The organism is Escherichia sp. E2586 (genome assembly GCF_005781105.1).
Classification (GTDB): Bacteria; Pseudomonadota; Gammaproteobacteria; order Enterobacterales; family Enterobacteriaceae; genus Escherichia.
Window position 1 is genome coordinate 13,294 of the sequence record NZ_VATN01000013.1, and the last position, 16,492, is coordinate 29,785.

The window sequence follows — 16,492 nt, forward strand, 5'->3', positions numbered from 1 at the left end:
TGATAGCCAAGTCATGGAGTTACTATGTCTGCCAAACATCCGGTCATTGCGGTAACAGGATCCAGCGGCGCGGGGACTACCACCACCAGCCTCGCGTTTCGTAAAATATTCGCCCAGTTAAATCTGCAAGCCGCCGAGGTGGAAGGCGACAGTTTTCACCGCTACACCCGCCCGGAAATGGACATGGCGATCCGCAAAGCGCGCGACGCCGGGCGGCATATCAGCTACTTCGGTCCCGAAGCCAACGACTTCGGCCTGCTGGAACAGACCTTTATTGAATACGGCCAGAGCGGCAAAGGGAAATCTCGCAAATATCTACATACCTACGACGAAGCCGTACCGTGGAATCAGGTGCCAGGCACATTCACCCCATGGCAACCTTTACCGGAACCGACCGATGTACTGTTTTATGAAGGTTTACACGGCGGCGTGGTCACACCACAACATAACGTCGCGCAGCATGTGGATTTACTGGTTGGCGTAGTGCCTATCGTTAACCTGGAGTGGATTCAAAAACTCATCCGCGACACCAGCGAGCGCGGGCACTCACGAGAAGCAGTGATGGACTCTGTAGTGCGTTCAATGGAAGACTATATCAACTACATCACGCCGCAGTTTTCCCGCACCCATCTTAACTTCCAGCGCGTTCCTACCGTCGACACTTCAAACCCGTTCGCGGCAAAAGGCATTCCATCGCTGGATGAAAGCTTTGTGGTGATCCATTTTCGTAATCTGGAAGGAATCGATTTCCCCTGGCTGCTGGCGATGCTACAAGGCTCATTCATTTCCCACATCAATACATTAGTGGTGCCGGGTGGCAAAATGGGTCTGGCAATGGAGTTAATTATGCTGCCGCTGGTGCAACGACTGATGGAAGGGAAGAAAATCGAGTAGCGCCGCTAATAAGCCGGATAAAATACTATCCGGCGTCACAACGGGGTAGTTAAATCACGCGGCAACCACTTCATACGAGTGGGTAATATTCACGGCTTTTTCCAGCATCAGCGCCACTGAACAATATTTCTCAGCAGAGAGATCCACCGCACGCGCAACCGCTGCGTCCTTCAGGTCGCGACCGGTGACGATAAAATGCAAATTGATATGGGTAAACAGGCGCGGAGCCTCTTCGCGGCGTTCAGAGGTTAGTTTTACTTCACAATCAACCACATCCTGACGCCCTTTTTGCAGGATAGAAACCACATCAATGGCGCTACAGCCACCCGCCGCCATCAGCACCATTTCCATCGGACTTGGCGCTTTATCGCCAGAGTTGCCATCCATTAAAATCTGGTGACCAGAGGCGGATTCACCCAAAAAAGTTAACCCTTCAACCCACTTCACACGCGCTTGCATAATCGGAACTCCATTGCGTCAATTTTCCTGACAGAGTACGCGTACTGACCAAATCGCGCAACGGAAGGCGACCTGGGTCATGCTGAAGCGAGACACCAGGAGACACAGAGCGAAAGCTATGCTAAAACAGTCAGGATGCTACAGTAATACATTGATGTACTGCATGTATGTAAAGGACGTCACATTACCGTGCAGTTCAGTTGATAGCCCCTTCCCAGGTAGCGGGAAGCACATTTCGGCAACCCAGAGACAGCGGCGTTTTCTGGCTCTGGAGAAAGCTTATAACAGAGGATAACCGCGCATGGTGCTTGGCAAACCGCAAACAGACCCGACTCTCGAATGGTTCTTGTCTCATTGCCACATTCATAAGTATCCATCCAAGAGCACGCTTATTCACCAGGGTGAAAAAGCGGAAACGCTGTACTACATCGTTAAAGGCTCTGTGGCAGTGCTGATCAAAGACGAGGAGGGTAAAGAAATGATCCTCTCCTATCTGAATCAGGGTGATTTTATTGGCGAATTGGGCCTGTTTGAAGAAGGCCAGGAACGTAGCGCATGGGTACGTGCAAAAACCGCCTGTGAAGTAGCTGAAATTTCCTACAAAAAATTTCGTCAATTAATTCAGGTTAACCCGGATATTCTGATGCGCCTCTCCGCGCAGATGGCGCGTCGTCTGCAAGTCACTTCAGAGAAAGTAGGCAACCTCGCTTTCCTCGACGTTACAGGTCGCATCGCGCAGACGCTGCTGAATCTGGCGAAACAACCCGATGCCATGACTCACCCGGACGGTATGCAAATTAAAATTACCCGTCAGGAAATCGGTCAGATTGTCGGCTGTTCTCGTGAAACCGTGGGGCGCATTCTGAAGATGCTGGAAGATCAGAACCTGATCTCCGCACACGGGAAAACCATCGTCGTTTACGGCACCCGTTAACCCCATCGGAGTGGCGCGTTACCTGGTAGCGCGCCATTTTGTTTAAACCGATGTGGCGCAGACTGATTTATCATCCTGATATCAACTATGCACTACGACAAACACTGGTGCTATGTTTGCCCGTGGCCGTTGGTCTGTTGTTTGGCGAATTAAGACTCGGCCTGCTGTTTTCACTCGTCCCTGCCTGTTGCAACATTGCGGGGCTTGATACCCCCCATAAACGTTTTTTCAAACGCTTGATTATTGGCGCGTCGCTGTTTGCTACCTGTAGCTTACTGACACAGCTGCTGTTGGAAAAAGATATCCCCCTACCCTTTCTGCTGACCGGGTTAACGCTGGTACTTGGCGTCACTGCCGAGCTTGGGCCATTACACGCAAAATTGCTTCCTGCATCGCTGCTGGCTGCCATTTTTACCCTCAGTCTGGCGGGATATATGCCGGTATGGGAGCCATTGCTCATTTATGCGTTAGGCACACTCTGGTACGGGCTGTTTAACTGGTTTTGGTTCTGGATCTGGCGCGAACAACCCCTACGCGAATCACTTAGTCTGCTCTACCGTGAACTGGCTGATTACTGTGAAATCAAATACAGTCTGCTCACTCAGCATACCGATCCCGAAAAAGCGCTCCCGCCACTACTGGTACGCCAGCAAAAAGCGGTCGATTTAATTACCCAGTGCTATCAGCAAATGCACATGCTTTCCGCGCAAAATAATACTGACTACAAGCGGATGTTGCGCATTTTCCAGGAAGCTCTGGATTTACAGGAACATATTTCGGTCAGTTTGCATCAACCTGAAGAGGTGCAAAAGTTGGTCGAGCGTAGCCATGCGGAGGAAGTTATCCGCTGGAATGCGCAAACCATCGCTGCTCGCCTGCGCGTGCTGGCTGATGACATTCTTTACCATCGCCTGCCGACGCGTTTTACGATGGAGAAGCAAATTGGTGCACTGGAGAAAATCGCCCGCCAACACCCGGATAACCCCGTGGGGCAATTCTGCTACTGGCACTTCAGCCGCATCGCTCGTGTGCTGCGTACCCAGAAACCACTCTATGCCCGCGATCTGCTGGCGGATAAACAGCGGCGGATGCCATTACTTCCGGCGTTAAAAAGTTATCTTTCATTGAAATCTCCGGCACTGCGCAATGCCGGGCGACTCAGTGTGATGTTGAGCGTCGCCAGTTTGATGGGTACCGCGCTGCATCTGCCGAAGTCGTACTGGATCCTGATGACGGTGTTGCTGGTGACACAAAATGGTTACGGCGCGACCCGTCTGAGGATTGTGAATCGCTCCGTGGGAACCGTGGTCGGGTTAATCATTGCGGGCGTGGCGCTGCACTTTAAAATTCCCGAAGGTTACACCCTGACGCTGATGCTGTTTACCACCCTCGCCAGCTACCTGATATTGCGCAAAAACTACGGCTGGGCAACGGTCGGCTTTACCATTACTGCGGTGTATACCCTGCAACTGTTGTGGCTGAACGGCGAGCAATACATCATTCCGCGTCTTATCGATACCATTATTGGTTGTTTGATAGCCTTCGGTGGCACGGTATGGCTGTGGCCGCAGTGGCAGAGCGGGTTATTGCGTAAGAACGCCCATGATGCTTTAGAAACCTACCAGGAAGCGATTCGTCTGATCCTGAGTAAAGATCCGCAACCAACACCACTGGCCTGGCAGCGAATGCGGGTGAATCAGGCACATAACACTCTGTATAACTCATTGAATCAGGCGATGCAGGAACCCGCGTTTAACAGCCATTATCTGGCTGACATGAAACTGTGGGTAACACATAGTCAGTTTATTGTTGAACATATTAATGCCATGACCACGCTGGCACGAGAACACCGGACATTACCACAGGAGCTGGCGCAAGAGTATTTGCAGTCTTGTGAAATCGCTATTCAACGCTGTCAACAGCGGCTGGAATATGACGAGCCGGGCGGGTCTGGTGACGCCAATATCATAGACGCGCCAGAGATGCTGCCGCACGAAGGCGCGGCTGGTACCCTGGAACAGCATTTACAACGGGTTATTGGCCATCTGAACACCATGCACACCATATCGTCGATGGCATGGCGTCAGCGACCGCATCACGGGATTTGGTTGAGTCGCAAGTTGCGGGATTCGAAGGCGTAATCAATTCATTGCCAGAAGCGACACCCTTTGCCTGATACGACGCTGACGCGTCTTATTTACGCCCCGACCACCTTCGCCACCGCGTGGGCGAAACGTTGCATCCCTTCATCGATATCCGCATCATCCACCACCAGCGATGGCGCAAAACGCATCACATCCGGCCCAGCGTTCAGCACCATTACGCCAGCCTCGGCACCCGCATAAAGAAAATCACGCGCCTGACCTTTGTACTGAGGTTTCAGCTCCGCGCCAATTAACAACCCCATGCCGCGAATATCGCTAAACACATCAAACTGCTGATCGATCTTCTGCAAATGGTCAACAAAACGCTGGCGTTTCGCCTGAATGCCTTCCAGCACTTCAGGGGTATTGATGATATCAAATGCCGCACCCGCGACTGCACAGGCCAGTGGATTACCGCCGTAGGTGGAACCGTGAGAACCAGGATGAAACGCTGAAGCAATCTCCGCCGTGGTCAGCATGGCGCTAATCGGGAAGCCGCCGCCCAGGGCTTTCGCAGAGGTCAAAATATCTGGCGTCACGCCGTAGTGCATATAGGCAAACAAATCGCCAGTCCGCCCCATTCCACACTGCACTTCATCAAACACCAGCAATGCATGATGCTGATCGCACAACTCACGCAAGCCCTGCAAAAACGCTGGCGTCGCCGCCGTCACGCCGCCCTCGCCCTGAATCGGCTCAACCACCACCGCGCAGGTATGGTCATCCATCACCGCTTTCACTGCGTGAAGATCATTAAAAGGCACGTGGATAATATCTGCCGGTTTCGGCCCAAAGCCGTCGGAATATTTTGGCTGCCCGCCCACAGAAACGGTAAACAACGAGCGACCATGAAAGGCGTTATGGAAGGCGATGATTTTGGTTTTGAACGGACTATGACGCACGCAGGCGTAGTGACGCGCCAGTTTAAAAGCGGTTTCGTTGGCTTCCGTACCGGAGTTCATAAACACCACGCGTTCGGCAAACGTCGCCTCAATCAGTTTACGCCCAAGACGCAGCGCCGGTTCATTGGTGAAAACGTTGCTGATATGCCACAGAGTTTCCCCCTGGGTTTTTAACGCTTCCACCAGCGCCGGATGGCAATGGCCTAACGCCGTTACCGCAATCCCGCCCGCGAAATCGACATACTCTTTGCCTTGCTGATCCCAGACTCGGCTGCCCTGACCTTTTACCGGAATAAACTCTGCCGGAGCATAAATCGGCAGAATCACTTCATCGAAAGTCGCGCGTGTAATTGCTATTTGTTCAATTGCCATCTCATGATCACCCTGTTACGCATAAATCAATATGAAATTATAATCACAAAATATGCATAAAAAATCACTTGATAGCAATCAGAAATCAGCGATGCAGGAAATTAGCCAGCAGTTGATGTCCTTGTTCGCTAAGAATACTTTCTGGATGGAACTGCACACCTTCCAGATCCCACTGGCGATGGCGAATCCCCATAATCTCGCGGGTTTCGCTCCAGGCCGTCACGTCAAAGCACGCTGGTAATGAGTCAGGTTCCACCACCAGCGAATGGTAGCGCGTCACAGTGAGTGGATTCGCTAGCCCCTGGAATACGCCCTCACCGTTATGTGTAATCGGTGAGGTTTTACCGTGCATGACCTTTGCGGCGCGCACAACTTTACCACCAAAAGCCTGCGCCATCGCCTGATGACCGAGGCAGACGCCAAGAATCGGCAAGCGCCCGGCATAGTGACGAATAACGTCAAGGGAGATCCCGGCTTCATCTGGCGTACAGGGGCCGGGTGATATGACAATTTTTTGTGGTTTAAGGGCGTCGATATCCACCAGTGTCAACGCATCGTTGCGCTTAACCAGCACATCGGCCCCCAGTTCACAAAAGTACTGGTAGAGGTTCCAGGTGAAAGAATCGTAGTTATCAATAAGCAGGATCATGGCGGCTCCGGTACGAAAGAACCGCGCTATTTTACTCAGATTCCCCGGCTTCGCTTACCACTTTGCTAAATATCATCTGCAGCGCGGTAAGATCACCCATTGCCCCACTCTGATTCGCCTGATTCCAGGCCTCTTCACCAATACCTTGCCAGTTCAGTTGATATCCGGCATGAATCGCCAGTTGTTCGAAGAAGATCCGCTGCGCCAGACCGCTTCCCGCACGGAATGGATGCAGGACGTTGATTTCACAATAGTAGTGCGCCAGCCGCTCGACGAACTTCGCTTTCTCCAGGCCAACCAGATAACCTTCTTCCTCCAGATCCTGCATCAGGGCATTGCCCTCTTTTTCGATATAGGCAAAGTGGCAGAACGGCGTATCGCCCTGATAAATATCGACTTCGCGTAGTTGCCCCGCCCAGTCGAAAATATCCTGATAAAGCTGGCGATGAATAGCGCGCAAATGCGGTAAACCGCGCACCAGCGGACCAAGCTCAATGGCCGCAGCACGCAGCGCCGTCATTTCGTAAGCAGCCTGTTCCAGCCGCTGCTGCTGGCGGATATTCAACCGATTACGCATGATATCAAGGCCAGGATAAAGATACGGATCGCGCCCTTCGCCGAATTTATCGCTCATAGTGCCTCCTCAGCTCTTCAAGGCGTGCTAAAGCCTCTGCGGCAGTAAGAGTGACTAATGGCATCTCGACGCCTTCAAGGCGGCGGCTGGCCTGGAAATTACGATTACGCTGAAGCTCCCAGAGACGGGACTTTTGCTTATCGGTGAGTTTCTTCACTTGATGCCTCCCTGAACGTGTCCGTTTGCCACAAGTATAAGCGGCAAATCCAGGTTACGCCGGGAGAGCAGAGGCGCGGGCAAGATTACCCGCGCGAGAAATCATTACGGCAGGACTTTAGCGGAAAGGATAACTACCGGTTTTGACGGCACATTCTGGTACGGGCCAACATCATGGGTTGGGACCTGGGAAATCTTGTCAGCAACATCCATGCCTTTCACCACTTTGCCAAATACCGCGTAACCGAAATCACGCTGACCGTGGTCGAGGAAGGCGTTATCGGCAACGTTGATAAAGAACTGGCTGGTGGCGCTGTCTTTGTCGGCGGTACGCGCCATCGCGATGGTGCCACGGGTGTTACGCAGACCGTTATCAGCCTCATTTTTGATCGGCGGATTCGGTTTTTTCTGCTGCATCTGCTCGGTAAATCCACCACCCTGAATCATAAAGCCCGGGATCACCCGGTGAAAAGTGGTGTTGTTATAAAAGCCGCTGTTCACATAATCGACGAAATTTTGCACTGATACTGGCGCTTTCTGGCTATCCAGCTCCAGTTCGATATTACCAGCAGAGGTTGTTAACAATACGTGCGGATCCCCTTTCGCTGCCATTGCTTCAGGTGAGAGAGCAGAAAGAGCGAAAACAGCTACAACAGCTGCCAGGGTCGATTTGAACATGAGATTTCCTTAACAGAGCAGAAAAAAAGCAAGTGGAGAGATTCTAAATAGCCTTCAATGACAAGGCCATTCCTTTACCTAATTTTACGCACTTGAAATATATGTAACCTGATGATCACGTATATTTCGTGATGAGAATCACCTTAAATATTGCAAATTAGCAACCGTTTGCAATTAAATATTTAATCAGATCACAAAATCACCTAAAATCGCCCGCTCGCAGCATATCCACTATGCCATTTTATCTTTTAACGCAGGCCAATCATGACTAACAGCAATCGCATCAAGCTCACATGGATTAGCTTTCTCTCCTACGCACTGACCGGTGCGTTGGTTATTGTCACCGGGATGGTGATGGGAAACATCGCCGATTATTTCAATCTGCCTGTTTCCAGTATGAGTAATACCTTCACCTTCCTCAATGCCGGCATTTTAATCTCTATCTTCCTCAACGCCTGGCTGATGGAAATCGTCCCGTTGAAAACGCAGTTACGTTTTGGCTTTCTCCTGATGGTGCTGGCGGTTGCCGGTTTGATGTTCAGCCACAGCCTGGCGCTGTTCTCGGCGGCGATGTTCATTCTCGGGGTGGTTAGCGGCATCACCATGTCGATTGGTACGTTCCTGATAACGCAAATGTATGAAGGGCGTCAGCGCGGTTCCCGCCTGTTATTTACCGACTCCTTCTTCAGCATGGCCGGGATGATTTTCCCGATGATTGCCGCGTATCTGCTGGCACGCAGTATTGAGTGGTACTGGGTTTATGCCTGCATCGGGCTGGTGTACGTCGCTATCTTTATTCTGACCTTCGGCTGTGAGTTCCCGGCACTGGGTAAACATGCGCCAAAAACTGACGCTCCGGTAGCGAAAGAAAAATGGGGGATCGGCGTGCTGTTTCTCTCCATTGCGGCACTGTGCTACATCCTCGGCCAGTTAGGTTTTATCTCCTGGGTGCCGGAATATGCCAAAGGTCTGGGCATGAGCCTGAACGATGCGGGTACGCTGGTAAGCAACTTCTGGATGTCTTACATGGTTGGCATGTGGGCATTCAGCTTTATTCTTCGCTTCTTTGATCTGCAACGCATTCTGACCGTACTGGCTGGTCTGGCTGCGATTCTGATGTATGTCTTTAACACCGGAACACCGGCACATATGGTGTGGTCAATTCTCGCCCTGGGCTTCTTCTCCAGCGCGATCTATACCACCATCATCACCCTGGGTTCACAGCAGACCAAAGTACCATCGCCAAAACTGGTTAACTTTGTCCTGACCTGCGGGACCATCGGCACCATGTTGACCTTTGTGGTTACCGGACCGATTGTTGAACATAGCGGTCCGCAGGCGGCACTGCTTACAGCAAACGGTCTGTACGCTGTCGTCTTTGTGATGTGCTTCCTGTTAGGTTTCGTCAGCCGCCACCGTCAGCACAACACCCTGACCTCTCATTAATTGCTCATGCCGGGCGGCGCTATCGTCGTCCGGCCTTTTCTTCTCTTCCCCCGCAACGTGCCTTCATCTCTATAAAACCTTTCATTTTGTGTGTTTTTTACACAAACATGAAATATCAGACAATTCCGTGACTTAAGAAAATTTATACAAATCAGCAATATACCACTTAAGGAGTATATAAAGGTGAATTTGATTTACATCAATAAGCGGGGTTGCTGAATCGTTAAGGTAGGCGGTAATAAAAAAGAAATCGAGGCAAAAATGAGCAAAGTCAGACTCGCAATTATCGGTAACGGTATGGTCGGCCATCGCTTTATCGAAGATCTTCTTGATAAATCTGATGCGGCCAACTTTGATATTACCGTTTTCTGTGAAGAACCGCGCATCGCTTATGACCGCGTACACCTCTCGTCTTACTTCTCTCACCACACCGCCGAAGAGCTGTCGCTGGTGCGCGAAGGCTTCTACGAGAAACACGGCATCAAAGTTCTGGTCGGCGAACGCGCTATCACCATCAACCGTCAGGAGAAGGTGATCCACTCCAGCGCCGGGCGTACCGTTTTTTATGACAAGCTGATCATGGCGACCGGTTCCTATCCGTGGATCCCGCCAATCAAAGGTTCTGATACTCAGGACTGCTTTGTCTATCGCACCATTGAAGACCTCAACGCCATTGAATCCTGCGCCCGTCGCAGCAAGCGCGGTGCCGTTGTTGGTGGCGGCCTGTTAGGTCTGGAAGCCGCTGGCGCGCTGAAAAACTTAGGTATTGAAACCCACGTTATTGAATTTGCCCCTATGCTGATGGCGGAACAGCTTGATCAGATGGGCGGCGAGCAGCTGCGTCGCAAAATCGAGAGCATGGGTGTACGCGTTCACACCAGCAAAAACACCCTTGAGATTGTGCAGGAAGGTGTTGAAGCGCGTAAAACCATGCGTTTTGCCGACGGCAGTGAGCTGGAAGTTGACTTTATCGTCTTCTCTACCGGTATCCGTCCGCGCGATAAGCTGGCAACCCAGTGTGGTCTGGACGTAGCTCCGCGTGGGGGTATTGTCATTAATGATTCCTGCCAGACTTCCGATCCGGATATCTACGCCATCGGTGAATGCGCAAGCTGGAACAACCGTGTATTTGGTCTGGTAGCACCTGGCTACAAAATGGCGCAGGTCGCCGTTGACCACATTCTTGGCAACGAAAACGCCTTTGAAGGTGCTGACCTTAGCGCCAAGTTGAAACTGCTGGGCGTAGACGTAGGCGGTATTGGTGATGCACACGGTCGCACGCCTGGCGCACGTAGCTACGTTTACCTCGACGAAAGCAAAGAGATCTACAAACGCCTGATTGTCAGCGAAGACAACAAAACCCTGCTCGGCGCGGTACTGGTGGGCGATACCAGCGACTACGGTAATCTGCTGCAACTGGTGCTGAACGCTATCGAGCTGCCGGAAAACCCGGATTCCCTGATCCTGCCAGCGCACTCTGGTAGCGGTAAGCCGTCTATCGGTGTTGATAAACTGCCGGACAGCGCGCAAATCTGCTCCTGCTTCGACGTCACCAAAGGCGATCTGATTGCTGCCATCAACAAAGGCTGCCACACCGTTGCGGCGCTGAAAGCCGAAACCAAAGCGGGTACTGGCTGCGGTGGCTGTATCCCGCTGGTCACTCAGGTACTGAACGCGGAACTGGCGAAACAGGGCATCGAAGTTAACAACAACCTGTGCGAACACTTTGCTTATTCGCGTCAGGAACTGTTCCATTTGATCCGCGTTGAAGGCATTAAAACCTTCGAAGAACTGCTGGCGAAACACGGCAAAGGCTACGGTTGTGAAGTTTGTAAACCGACCGTCGGTTCGCTGCTGGCCTCCTGCTGGAACGAATACATTCTGAAGCCGGAACATACTCCGCTGCAGGATTCTAACGACAACTTCCTCGCTAACATCCAGAAAGACGGCACCTACTCGGTGATCCCGCGTTCTCCGGGCGGTGAAATCACCCCGGAAGGGCTGATGGCAGTGGGTCGTATCGCGCGTGAATTTAATCTCTACACCAAAATCACCGGCTCCCAGCGCCTGGCGATGTTTGGCGCACAAAAAGACGATCTGCCGGAGATCTGGCGTCAGCTGATTGAAGCAGGCTTCGAAACCGGTCATGCCTATGCGAAAGCACTGCGTATGGCGAAAACCTGCGTGGGTAGCACCTGGTGCCGCTACGGCGTTGGCGACAGCGTCGGCCTCGGCGTGGAACTGGAAAACCGCTACAAAGGCATCCGTACTCCGCACAAAATGAAGTTCGGTGTCTCCGGCTGTACCCGTGAATGTTCAGAAGCTCAGGGTAAAGACGTGGGTATTATCGCCACTGAAAAAGGCTGGAATCTATACGTTTGCGGTAACGGCGGCATGAAACCGCGTCATGCGGATCTGCTGGCGGCGGATATCGATCGCGAAACGCTGATCAAATACCTCGACCGCTTCATGATGTTCTACATCCGTACCGCCGACAAACTGACGCGTACCGCACCGTGGTTAGAAAACCTCGAAGGCGGCATTGATTACCTGAAAGCGGTGATCATTGACGACAAACTGGGGCTGAACGCACATCTGGAAGAAGAGATGGCGCGCCTGCGTGAAGCGGTAGTGTGTGAGTGGACTGAAACGGTCAACACGCCGTCTGCGCAGACTCGCTTCAAACACTTCATCAACAGCGACAAGCGTGACCCGAACGTGCAGATGGTGCCAGAGCGCGAACAGCACCGTCCGGCAACGCCGTATGAACGTATCCCGGTAACTCTGGTGGAGGACAACGCATGAGCCAGTGGAAAGACATCTGCAAAATCGATGACATCCTGCCTGAAACCGGCGTCTGCGCGCTGTTAGGTGACGAGCAGGTCGCGATTTTCCGCCCGTATCACAGCGATCAGGTGTTTGCGATCAGCAACATCGATCCGTTCTTCGAATCCAGCGTGCTGTCACGCGGGCTGATTGCGGAACACCAGGGCGAGCTGTGGGTCGCCAGCCCGCTGAAAAAACAGCGTTTTCGCTTAAGCGACGGCTTGTGCATGGAAGACGAGCAGTTTTCCGTCAAGCATTACGAAGCACGAGTGAAAGACGGCGTGGTACAGCTACGCGGTTAATGTTTTAACGGGAGGCGCAATGCCTCCCCTTTTTGCATTGTCCTGTAATGACCTTCGGTATATTGCAGGACATTTTTTAAACTTTTTGTTTTACTTTTTGTTTTTATTTTTTTAAAGGATAATCAAATGTTTACAGACACTATTAATAAGTGTGCGGCTAATGCTGCGCGCATTGCTCGCCTGTCGGCAAATAACCCGCTCGGCTTTTGGGTCAGCTCCGCCATGGCGGGCGCGTATGTGGGTCTTGGGATCATCCTGATTTTCACGCTCGGTAATTTGCTCGATCCGTCCATACGTCCTCTGGTGATGGGCGCGACTTTTGGTATCGCCTTAACGCTGGTGATTATCGCCGGTTCTGAACTGTTCACCGGACACACAATGTTCCTCACCTTTGGGGTGAAAGCGGGCACCATCAGCCACGGGCAAATGTGGGCAATCCTGCCGCAAACCTGGCTGGGTAATCTGGTCGGTTCCGTCTTTGTTGCCATGCTCTATAGCTGGGGCGGTGGTAGCCTGCTGCCGGTAGATACCAGCATCGTTCACTCCGTCGCGCTGGCTAAAACCACCGCACCGGCAATGGTACTGTTCTTCAAAGGTGCATTGTGTAACTGGCTGGTTTGCCTGGCAATCTGGATGGCGTTGCGCACTGAAGGGGCGGCGAAGTTTATCGCTATCTGGTGGTGTCTGCTGGCATTTATCGCGTCCGGCTATGAGCACTCCATCGCTAACATGACGCTGTTCGCGCTCTCCTGGTTCGGCAACCACAGCGAGGCCTACACGCTGGCGGGTATCGGTCATAACCTGCTGTGGGTGACGCTGGGTAATACTTTATCGAGCGCCGTATTCATGGGATTGGGTTATTGGTATGCTACGCCGAAAGCGAATCGTCCGATTGCGGACAAATTTAATCAAACTGAAACGGCTGCTGGTTAATTACTAAGGGGTTTTTACGTGGATCATTTGCCTATATTTTGCCAATTACGCGATCGCGACTGTCTGATTGTCGGCGGTGGTGATGTCGCGGAACGCAAAGCAAGGTTGCTGTTAGACGCAGGCGCTCGCTTAACGGTGAATGCATTAGCGTTTATTCCACAGTTCACCGCATGGGCAGATGCAGGCATGTTAACCCTCGTCGAAGGGCCATTTGATGAAAGCCTTCTCGACACCTGCTGGCTGGCGATTGCAGCGACGGATGATGACGCGCTTAACCAGCGTGTCAGCGAAGCTGCTGAATCTCGTCGTATCTTCTGTAACGTGGTCGATGCGCCGAAAGCCGCCAGCTTTATTATGCCGTCGATTATTGACCGCTCACCGCTAATGGTAGCGGTCTCCTCTGGCGGGACCTCTCCGGTTCTGGCGCGACTGTTGCGCGAAAAACTTGAATCACTGCTGCCGCTGCATCTGGGCCAGGTGGCGAAATATGCCGGGCAGTTACGCGGTCGGGTCAAACAACAGTTCGCCACGATGGGTGAACGTCGCCGTTTCTGGGAAAAATTGTTCGTTAACGACCGCCTGGCGCAGTCGCTGGCAAACAACGATCAGAAAGCCATTACTGAAACCACCGAACAGTTAATCAACGAACCGCTCGATCATCGTGGTGAAGTGGTGCTGGTTGGCGCAGGTCCGGGCGATGCCGGGCTGCTGACTCTGAAAGGTCTGCAACAAATTCAGCAGGCTGATGTGGTGGTCTACGACCGTCTGGTTTCTGACGATATTATGAATCTGGTACGTCGAGATGCGGATCGTGTCTTCGTCGGTAAACGCGCGGGATATCACTGCGTACCGCAGGAAGAGATTAACCAGATCCTGCTGCGGGAAGCGCAAAAAGGCAAACGCGTAGTGCGTCTGAAAGGCGGCGATCCGTTTATTTTCGGCCGTGGTGGCGAAGAGCTGGAAACACTGTGCAACGCGGGTATTCCGTTCTCGGTGGTTCCGGGTATTACCGCAGCTTCTGGTTGCTCTGCCTATTCGGGTATTCCACTTACGCATCGCGATTATGCTCAGAGCGTACGCTTAATTACCGGACACTTAAAAACCGGTGGCGAGCTGGACTGGGAAAATCTGGCGGCAGAAAAACAGACGCTGGTATTCTATATGGGGCTGAATCAGGCCGCGACCATTCAGCAAAAACTGATTGAACACGGAATGCCTGGTGAAATACCAGTGGCGATTGTTGAAAACGGCACGGCAGTCACGCAGCGCGTGATTGACGGTACGCTCGCGCAGCTAGGTGAACTGGCTCAACAAATGAACAGCCCATCATTAATTATTATTGGTCGGGTCGTTGGCCTGCGCAATAAATTAAATTGGTTCTCTAACCATTAATTTAAAAAAAATTAACTAAGGCCGGATATTTCTGGCCTTTTTTTATTTACAAACATACTTATATTAATGTTTATTTTCAGCATACATAAAACAAACTTTTAACTATACTCTAAATAAGTCGAGTTGCAGGAAGGCGACAAGCGAGTGAATCCCCAGGAGCTTACATGAGTAAGTGACTGGGGTGAGCGAACGCAGACGCAGCACATGCAACTTGAAGTATGACGAGTATAATTTATTTTAATAACGCCCTGCAGTTACAGCGGCTTACAAATATAAGCATAATATTCATAGTCCGTTCACTGACGCACAATAGATATTCCTGTATCGTCTTTAGCGAGCTGTTTGCTTATATTCACATAATCAATGAATATTACTCGATATATTTTACATAGGGAATGAAAATGAACAAGTTTATTAAAGTGGCACTGGTTGGTGCAGTCCTGGCAACATTAACTGCATGTACTGGTCATATTGAAAACCGTGAAAAGAACTGCTCTTACGACTACCTGCTGCACCCGGCAATTTCTATTTCTAAAATCATTGGCGGCTGCGGTCCTACTGCACAGTAAGTCTCTGACTGAAATTAGCTAACGCTGATTTAATTACCTGACGCCCTCGGGATTACCTGAGGGCGTATTTGTTTTTGTATTAACTCCGAAAACGTCATTCACAACGATTAAACGCTGGCAATACTCTCACGCAAAATCCGCAGCACCGTCTCTTCACCACTACGATTCGGATTAATGCGAATCGCACAATGTTCTAATTGTGGATTCGCCTGGCGAAACGTTCCGGAAAGGCGGTAAAAGAGCGGCGGGATTTCATATTTCGACTCCGCACCCACCGGGTAAGGCAACGCGCCGCGCTTTTGCGCCTCTTCCAGCACCCTGGCGGCAATCGGCTGATGAAACTCCACAATTAATACTTTCGACTGCGCATTAGCAATGACGGCGTTTTTAACTTCCGGCACCGCACCACCGTTAAGTAAAGCCAGCAACCGTTCAGAAACGCCCGCCTGCACCGCATGCATTACAGGCGCGAACACCAGCCCACGCAACACTTCCAGCGCCTGAGCACCCTGAATCTGGCTGCCGCCGGAGTAAAGCGTGGCGCGAATCCGACTAATAACATCGGCATCACCTACCACCGCGCCAACACCCTCTGGCCCAAACAGCTTGAAGCAGGAGAATGTCGAAACATTCGCCCCGCATTCGCAGCCGATTCGCGCTACCTTCATCACCGCATAGTTGTCATCGGTTAACGCTGGAACGCCAGACGAGCGCAACGTTGCCAGCACATCTGCCAGCATGTAGCTGTCCTGTGGCTGCTGGCGCGTATGCTGTACTAGCGCCGCATCCGGTTGTTGCTCTTCGACGACCTGCTTAAGTGCCGCCAGGTCATTGAAATCAGCAGTGATAAGCGTCAGCCCCATCTGCTCAACAATGACCTGCGTCGTCGGATAAACAGGCGCGTCATGCACCAGAAGACGCTGCCCCGGTTTGAGCAAAGCCGCCAGCCCGGCGCGAATTGCTCCAGTCCCCGCGCCCTGCACCAGCGCCGCGGCCTGTGCGTGAAATGCATCAGCCAGCACCTGCTCCACCCGTTGGGTAATACGCGGTTGATTCAGACCTGGAGTTAACCCTAAATCACCGCCAGTAAGAAACTCGCTGCCGGGGAAATGGCGGCAAATGCTATCCACCAGCGCAAACTGCTTTTGCTGCGCCTCAATAATCGTCAGGCTTTGCAGAGGAAACGTCTTCATCGATGCCTT

Annotated in this window: 16 protein-coding genes; 9 read left to right on the plus strand and 7 right to left on the minus strand. The window is 51.9% G+C overall.

What is annotated here, in order from left to right:
- Window positions 1-24 precede the first annotated feature (24 nt).
- A complete protein-coding gene (locus FEK50_RS13870; RefSeq protein ID WP_130208927.1) occupies window positions 25-894 on the plus strand; it encodes a phosphoribulokinase in 870 nt (289 codons plus the stop codon).
- Window positions 895-948: 54 nt separating this feature from the next.
- Here the strand turns inward: FEK50_RS13870 and FEK50_RS13875 are convergent, their stop codons facing one another.
- On the minus strand, window positions 949-1,353 hold the full coding sequence (locus tag FEK50_RS13875) for an OsmC family protein (RefSeq protein WP_001148908.1): 405 nt from the start codon (window positions 1,351-1,353) through the stop codon (window positions 949-951).
- Between the two features lie 301 nt (window positions 1,354-1,654).
- Between FEK50_RS13875 and crp the strand changes: the two genes are divergently transcribed.
- Together crp and FEK50_RS13885 are read left to right on the plus strand one after the other, a co-directional pair.
- Window positions 1,655-2,287, plus strand: a complete 633-nt coding sequence (crp, locus tag FEK50_RS13880) for a cAMP-activated global transcriptional regulator CRP (protein ID WP_000242755.1) — start codon at window positions 1,655-1,657, stop codon at window positions 2,285-2,287.
- A 50-nt stretch (window positions 2,288-2,337) separates the two neighbouring features.
- Window positions 2,338-4,428 carry a YccS/YhfK family putative transporter gene (locus FEK50_RS13885; protein WP_130209200.1) on the plus strand — a complete coding sequence of 697 codons (2,091 nt, stop codon included), beginning with the start codon at window positions 2,338-2,340 and terminating at the stop codon, window positions 4,426-4,428.
- Between the two features lie 56 nt (window positions 4,429-4,484).
- Here FEK50_RS13885 and argD read toward each other — a convergent pair whose 3' ends face one another.
- From argD to ppiA, 5 genes are all read right to left on the minus strand, one after another.
- Window positions 4,485-5,705 (minus strand): bifunctional acetylornithine/succinyldiaminopimelate transaminase, encoded by a 1,221-nt coding sequence (gene argD, locus FEK50_RS13890; protein WP_131161825.1) that lies wholly within the window; start codon window positions 5,703-5,705, stop codon window positions 4,485-4,487.
- An 85-nt stretch (window positions 5,706-5,790) separates the two neighbouring features.
- Entirely contained in the window at window positions 5,791-6,354 is a 564-nt protein-coding gene (gene pabA / locus FEK50_RS13895) for an aminodeoxychorismate synthase component 2 (RefSeq protein ID WP_131161826.1), read from the minus strand.
- Window positions 6,355-6,385: 31 nt separating this feature from the next.
- Entirely contained in the window at window positions 6,386-6,988 is a 603-nt protein-coding gene (locus FEK50_RS13900; protein ID WP_131161827.1) for a putative adenosine monophosphate-protein transferase Fic, read from the minus strand.
- Entirely contained in the window at window positions 6,978-7,145 is a 168-nt protein-coding gene (locus FEK50_RS13905; protein ID WP_000736860.1) for a YhfG family protein, read from the minus strand. The genes FEK50_RS13900 and FEK50_RS13905 overlap by 11 nt, the downstream gene beginning before the upstream one ends.
- 104 nt (window positions 7,146-7,249) lie before the next feature.
- Window positions 7,250-7,822 (minus strand): peptidylprolyl isomerase A, encoded by a 573-nt coding sequence (ppiA, locus tag FEK50_RS13910; protein ID WP_064527557.1) that lies wholly within the window; start codon window positions 7,820-7,822, stop codon window positions 7,250-7,252.
- A 264-nt stretch (window positions 7,823-8,086) separates the two neighbouring features.
- Here ppiA and tsgA point away from each other — a divergent pair, with 264 nt between their 5' ends.
- The 6 genes from tsgA (at window position 8,087) to FEK50_RS13940 (ending at window position 15,290) form a co-directional block, all read left to right on the plus strand.
- On the plus strand, window positions 8,087-9,268 hold the full coding sequence (gene tsgA / locus FEK50_RS13915; RefSeq protein WP_131161828.1) for an MFS transporter TsgA: 1,182 nt from the start codon (window positions 8,087-8,089) through the stop codon (window positions 9,266-9,268).
- A 261-nt stretch (window positions 9,269-9,529) separates the two neighbouring features.
- Complete coding sequence (gene nirB, locus FEK50_RS13920) at window positions 9,530-12,073, plus strand: NADPH-nitrite reductase large subunit (RefSeq protein WP_000049201.1); 2,544 nt, start codon at window positions 9,530-9,532, stop codon at window positions 12,071-12,073.
- On the plus strand, window positions 12,070-12,396 hold the full coding sequence (gene nirD, locus FEK50_RS13925; protein WP_000084764.1) for a nitrite reductase small subunit NirD: 327 nt from the start codon (window positions 12,070-12,072) through the stop codon (window positions 12,394-12,396). Before nirB ends, nirD begins: the two co-directional genes overlap by 4 nt.
- Window positions 12,397-12,522: 126 nt before the next feature.
- Window positions 12,523-13,329 carry a nitrite transporter NirC gene (gene nirC / locus FEK50_RS13930; protein ID WP_135524410.1) on the plus strand — a complete coding sequence of 269 codons (807 nt, stop codon included), beginning with the start codon at window positions 12,523-12,525 and terminating at the stop codon, window positions 13,327-13,329.
- Between the two features lie 18 nt (window positions 13,330-13,347).
- Window positions 13,348-14,721 carry a siroheme synthase CysG gene (gene cysG / locus FEK50_RS13935; protein ID WP_130261013.1) on the plus strand — a complete coding sequence of 458 codons (1,374 nt, stop codon included), beginning with the start codon at window positions 13,348-13,350 and terminating at the stop codon, window positions 14,719-14,721.
- 401 nt (window positions 14,722-15,122) lie between these two features.
- Window positions 15,123-15,290: a YhfL family protein gene (locus FEK50_RS13940; RefSeq protein ID WP_064527562.1), complete on the plus strand. Its 168-nt coding sequence runs from the start codon at window positions 15,123-15,125 to the stop codon at window positions 15,288-15,290.
- 107 nt (window positions 15,291-15,397) lie between these two features.
- On the opposite strand, the gene FEK50_RS13945 is transcribed toward FEK50_RS13940, so the two are convergent.
- The gene (locus tag FEK50_RS13945; protein ID WP_131161829.1) at window positions 15,398-16,483 is read right to left on the minus strand and encodes an aminotransferase class I/II-fold pyridoxal phosphate-dependent enzyme; all 1,086 of its coding nucleotides are present in this window, start codon (window positions 16,481-16,483) and stop codon (window positions 15,398-15,400) included.
- Window positions 16,484-16,492 lie beyond the last annotated feature (9 nt).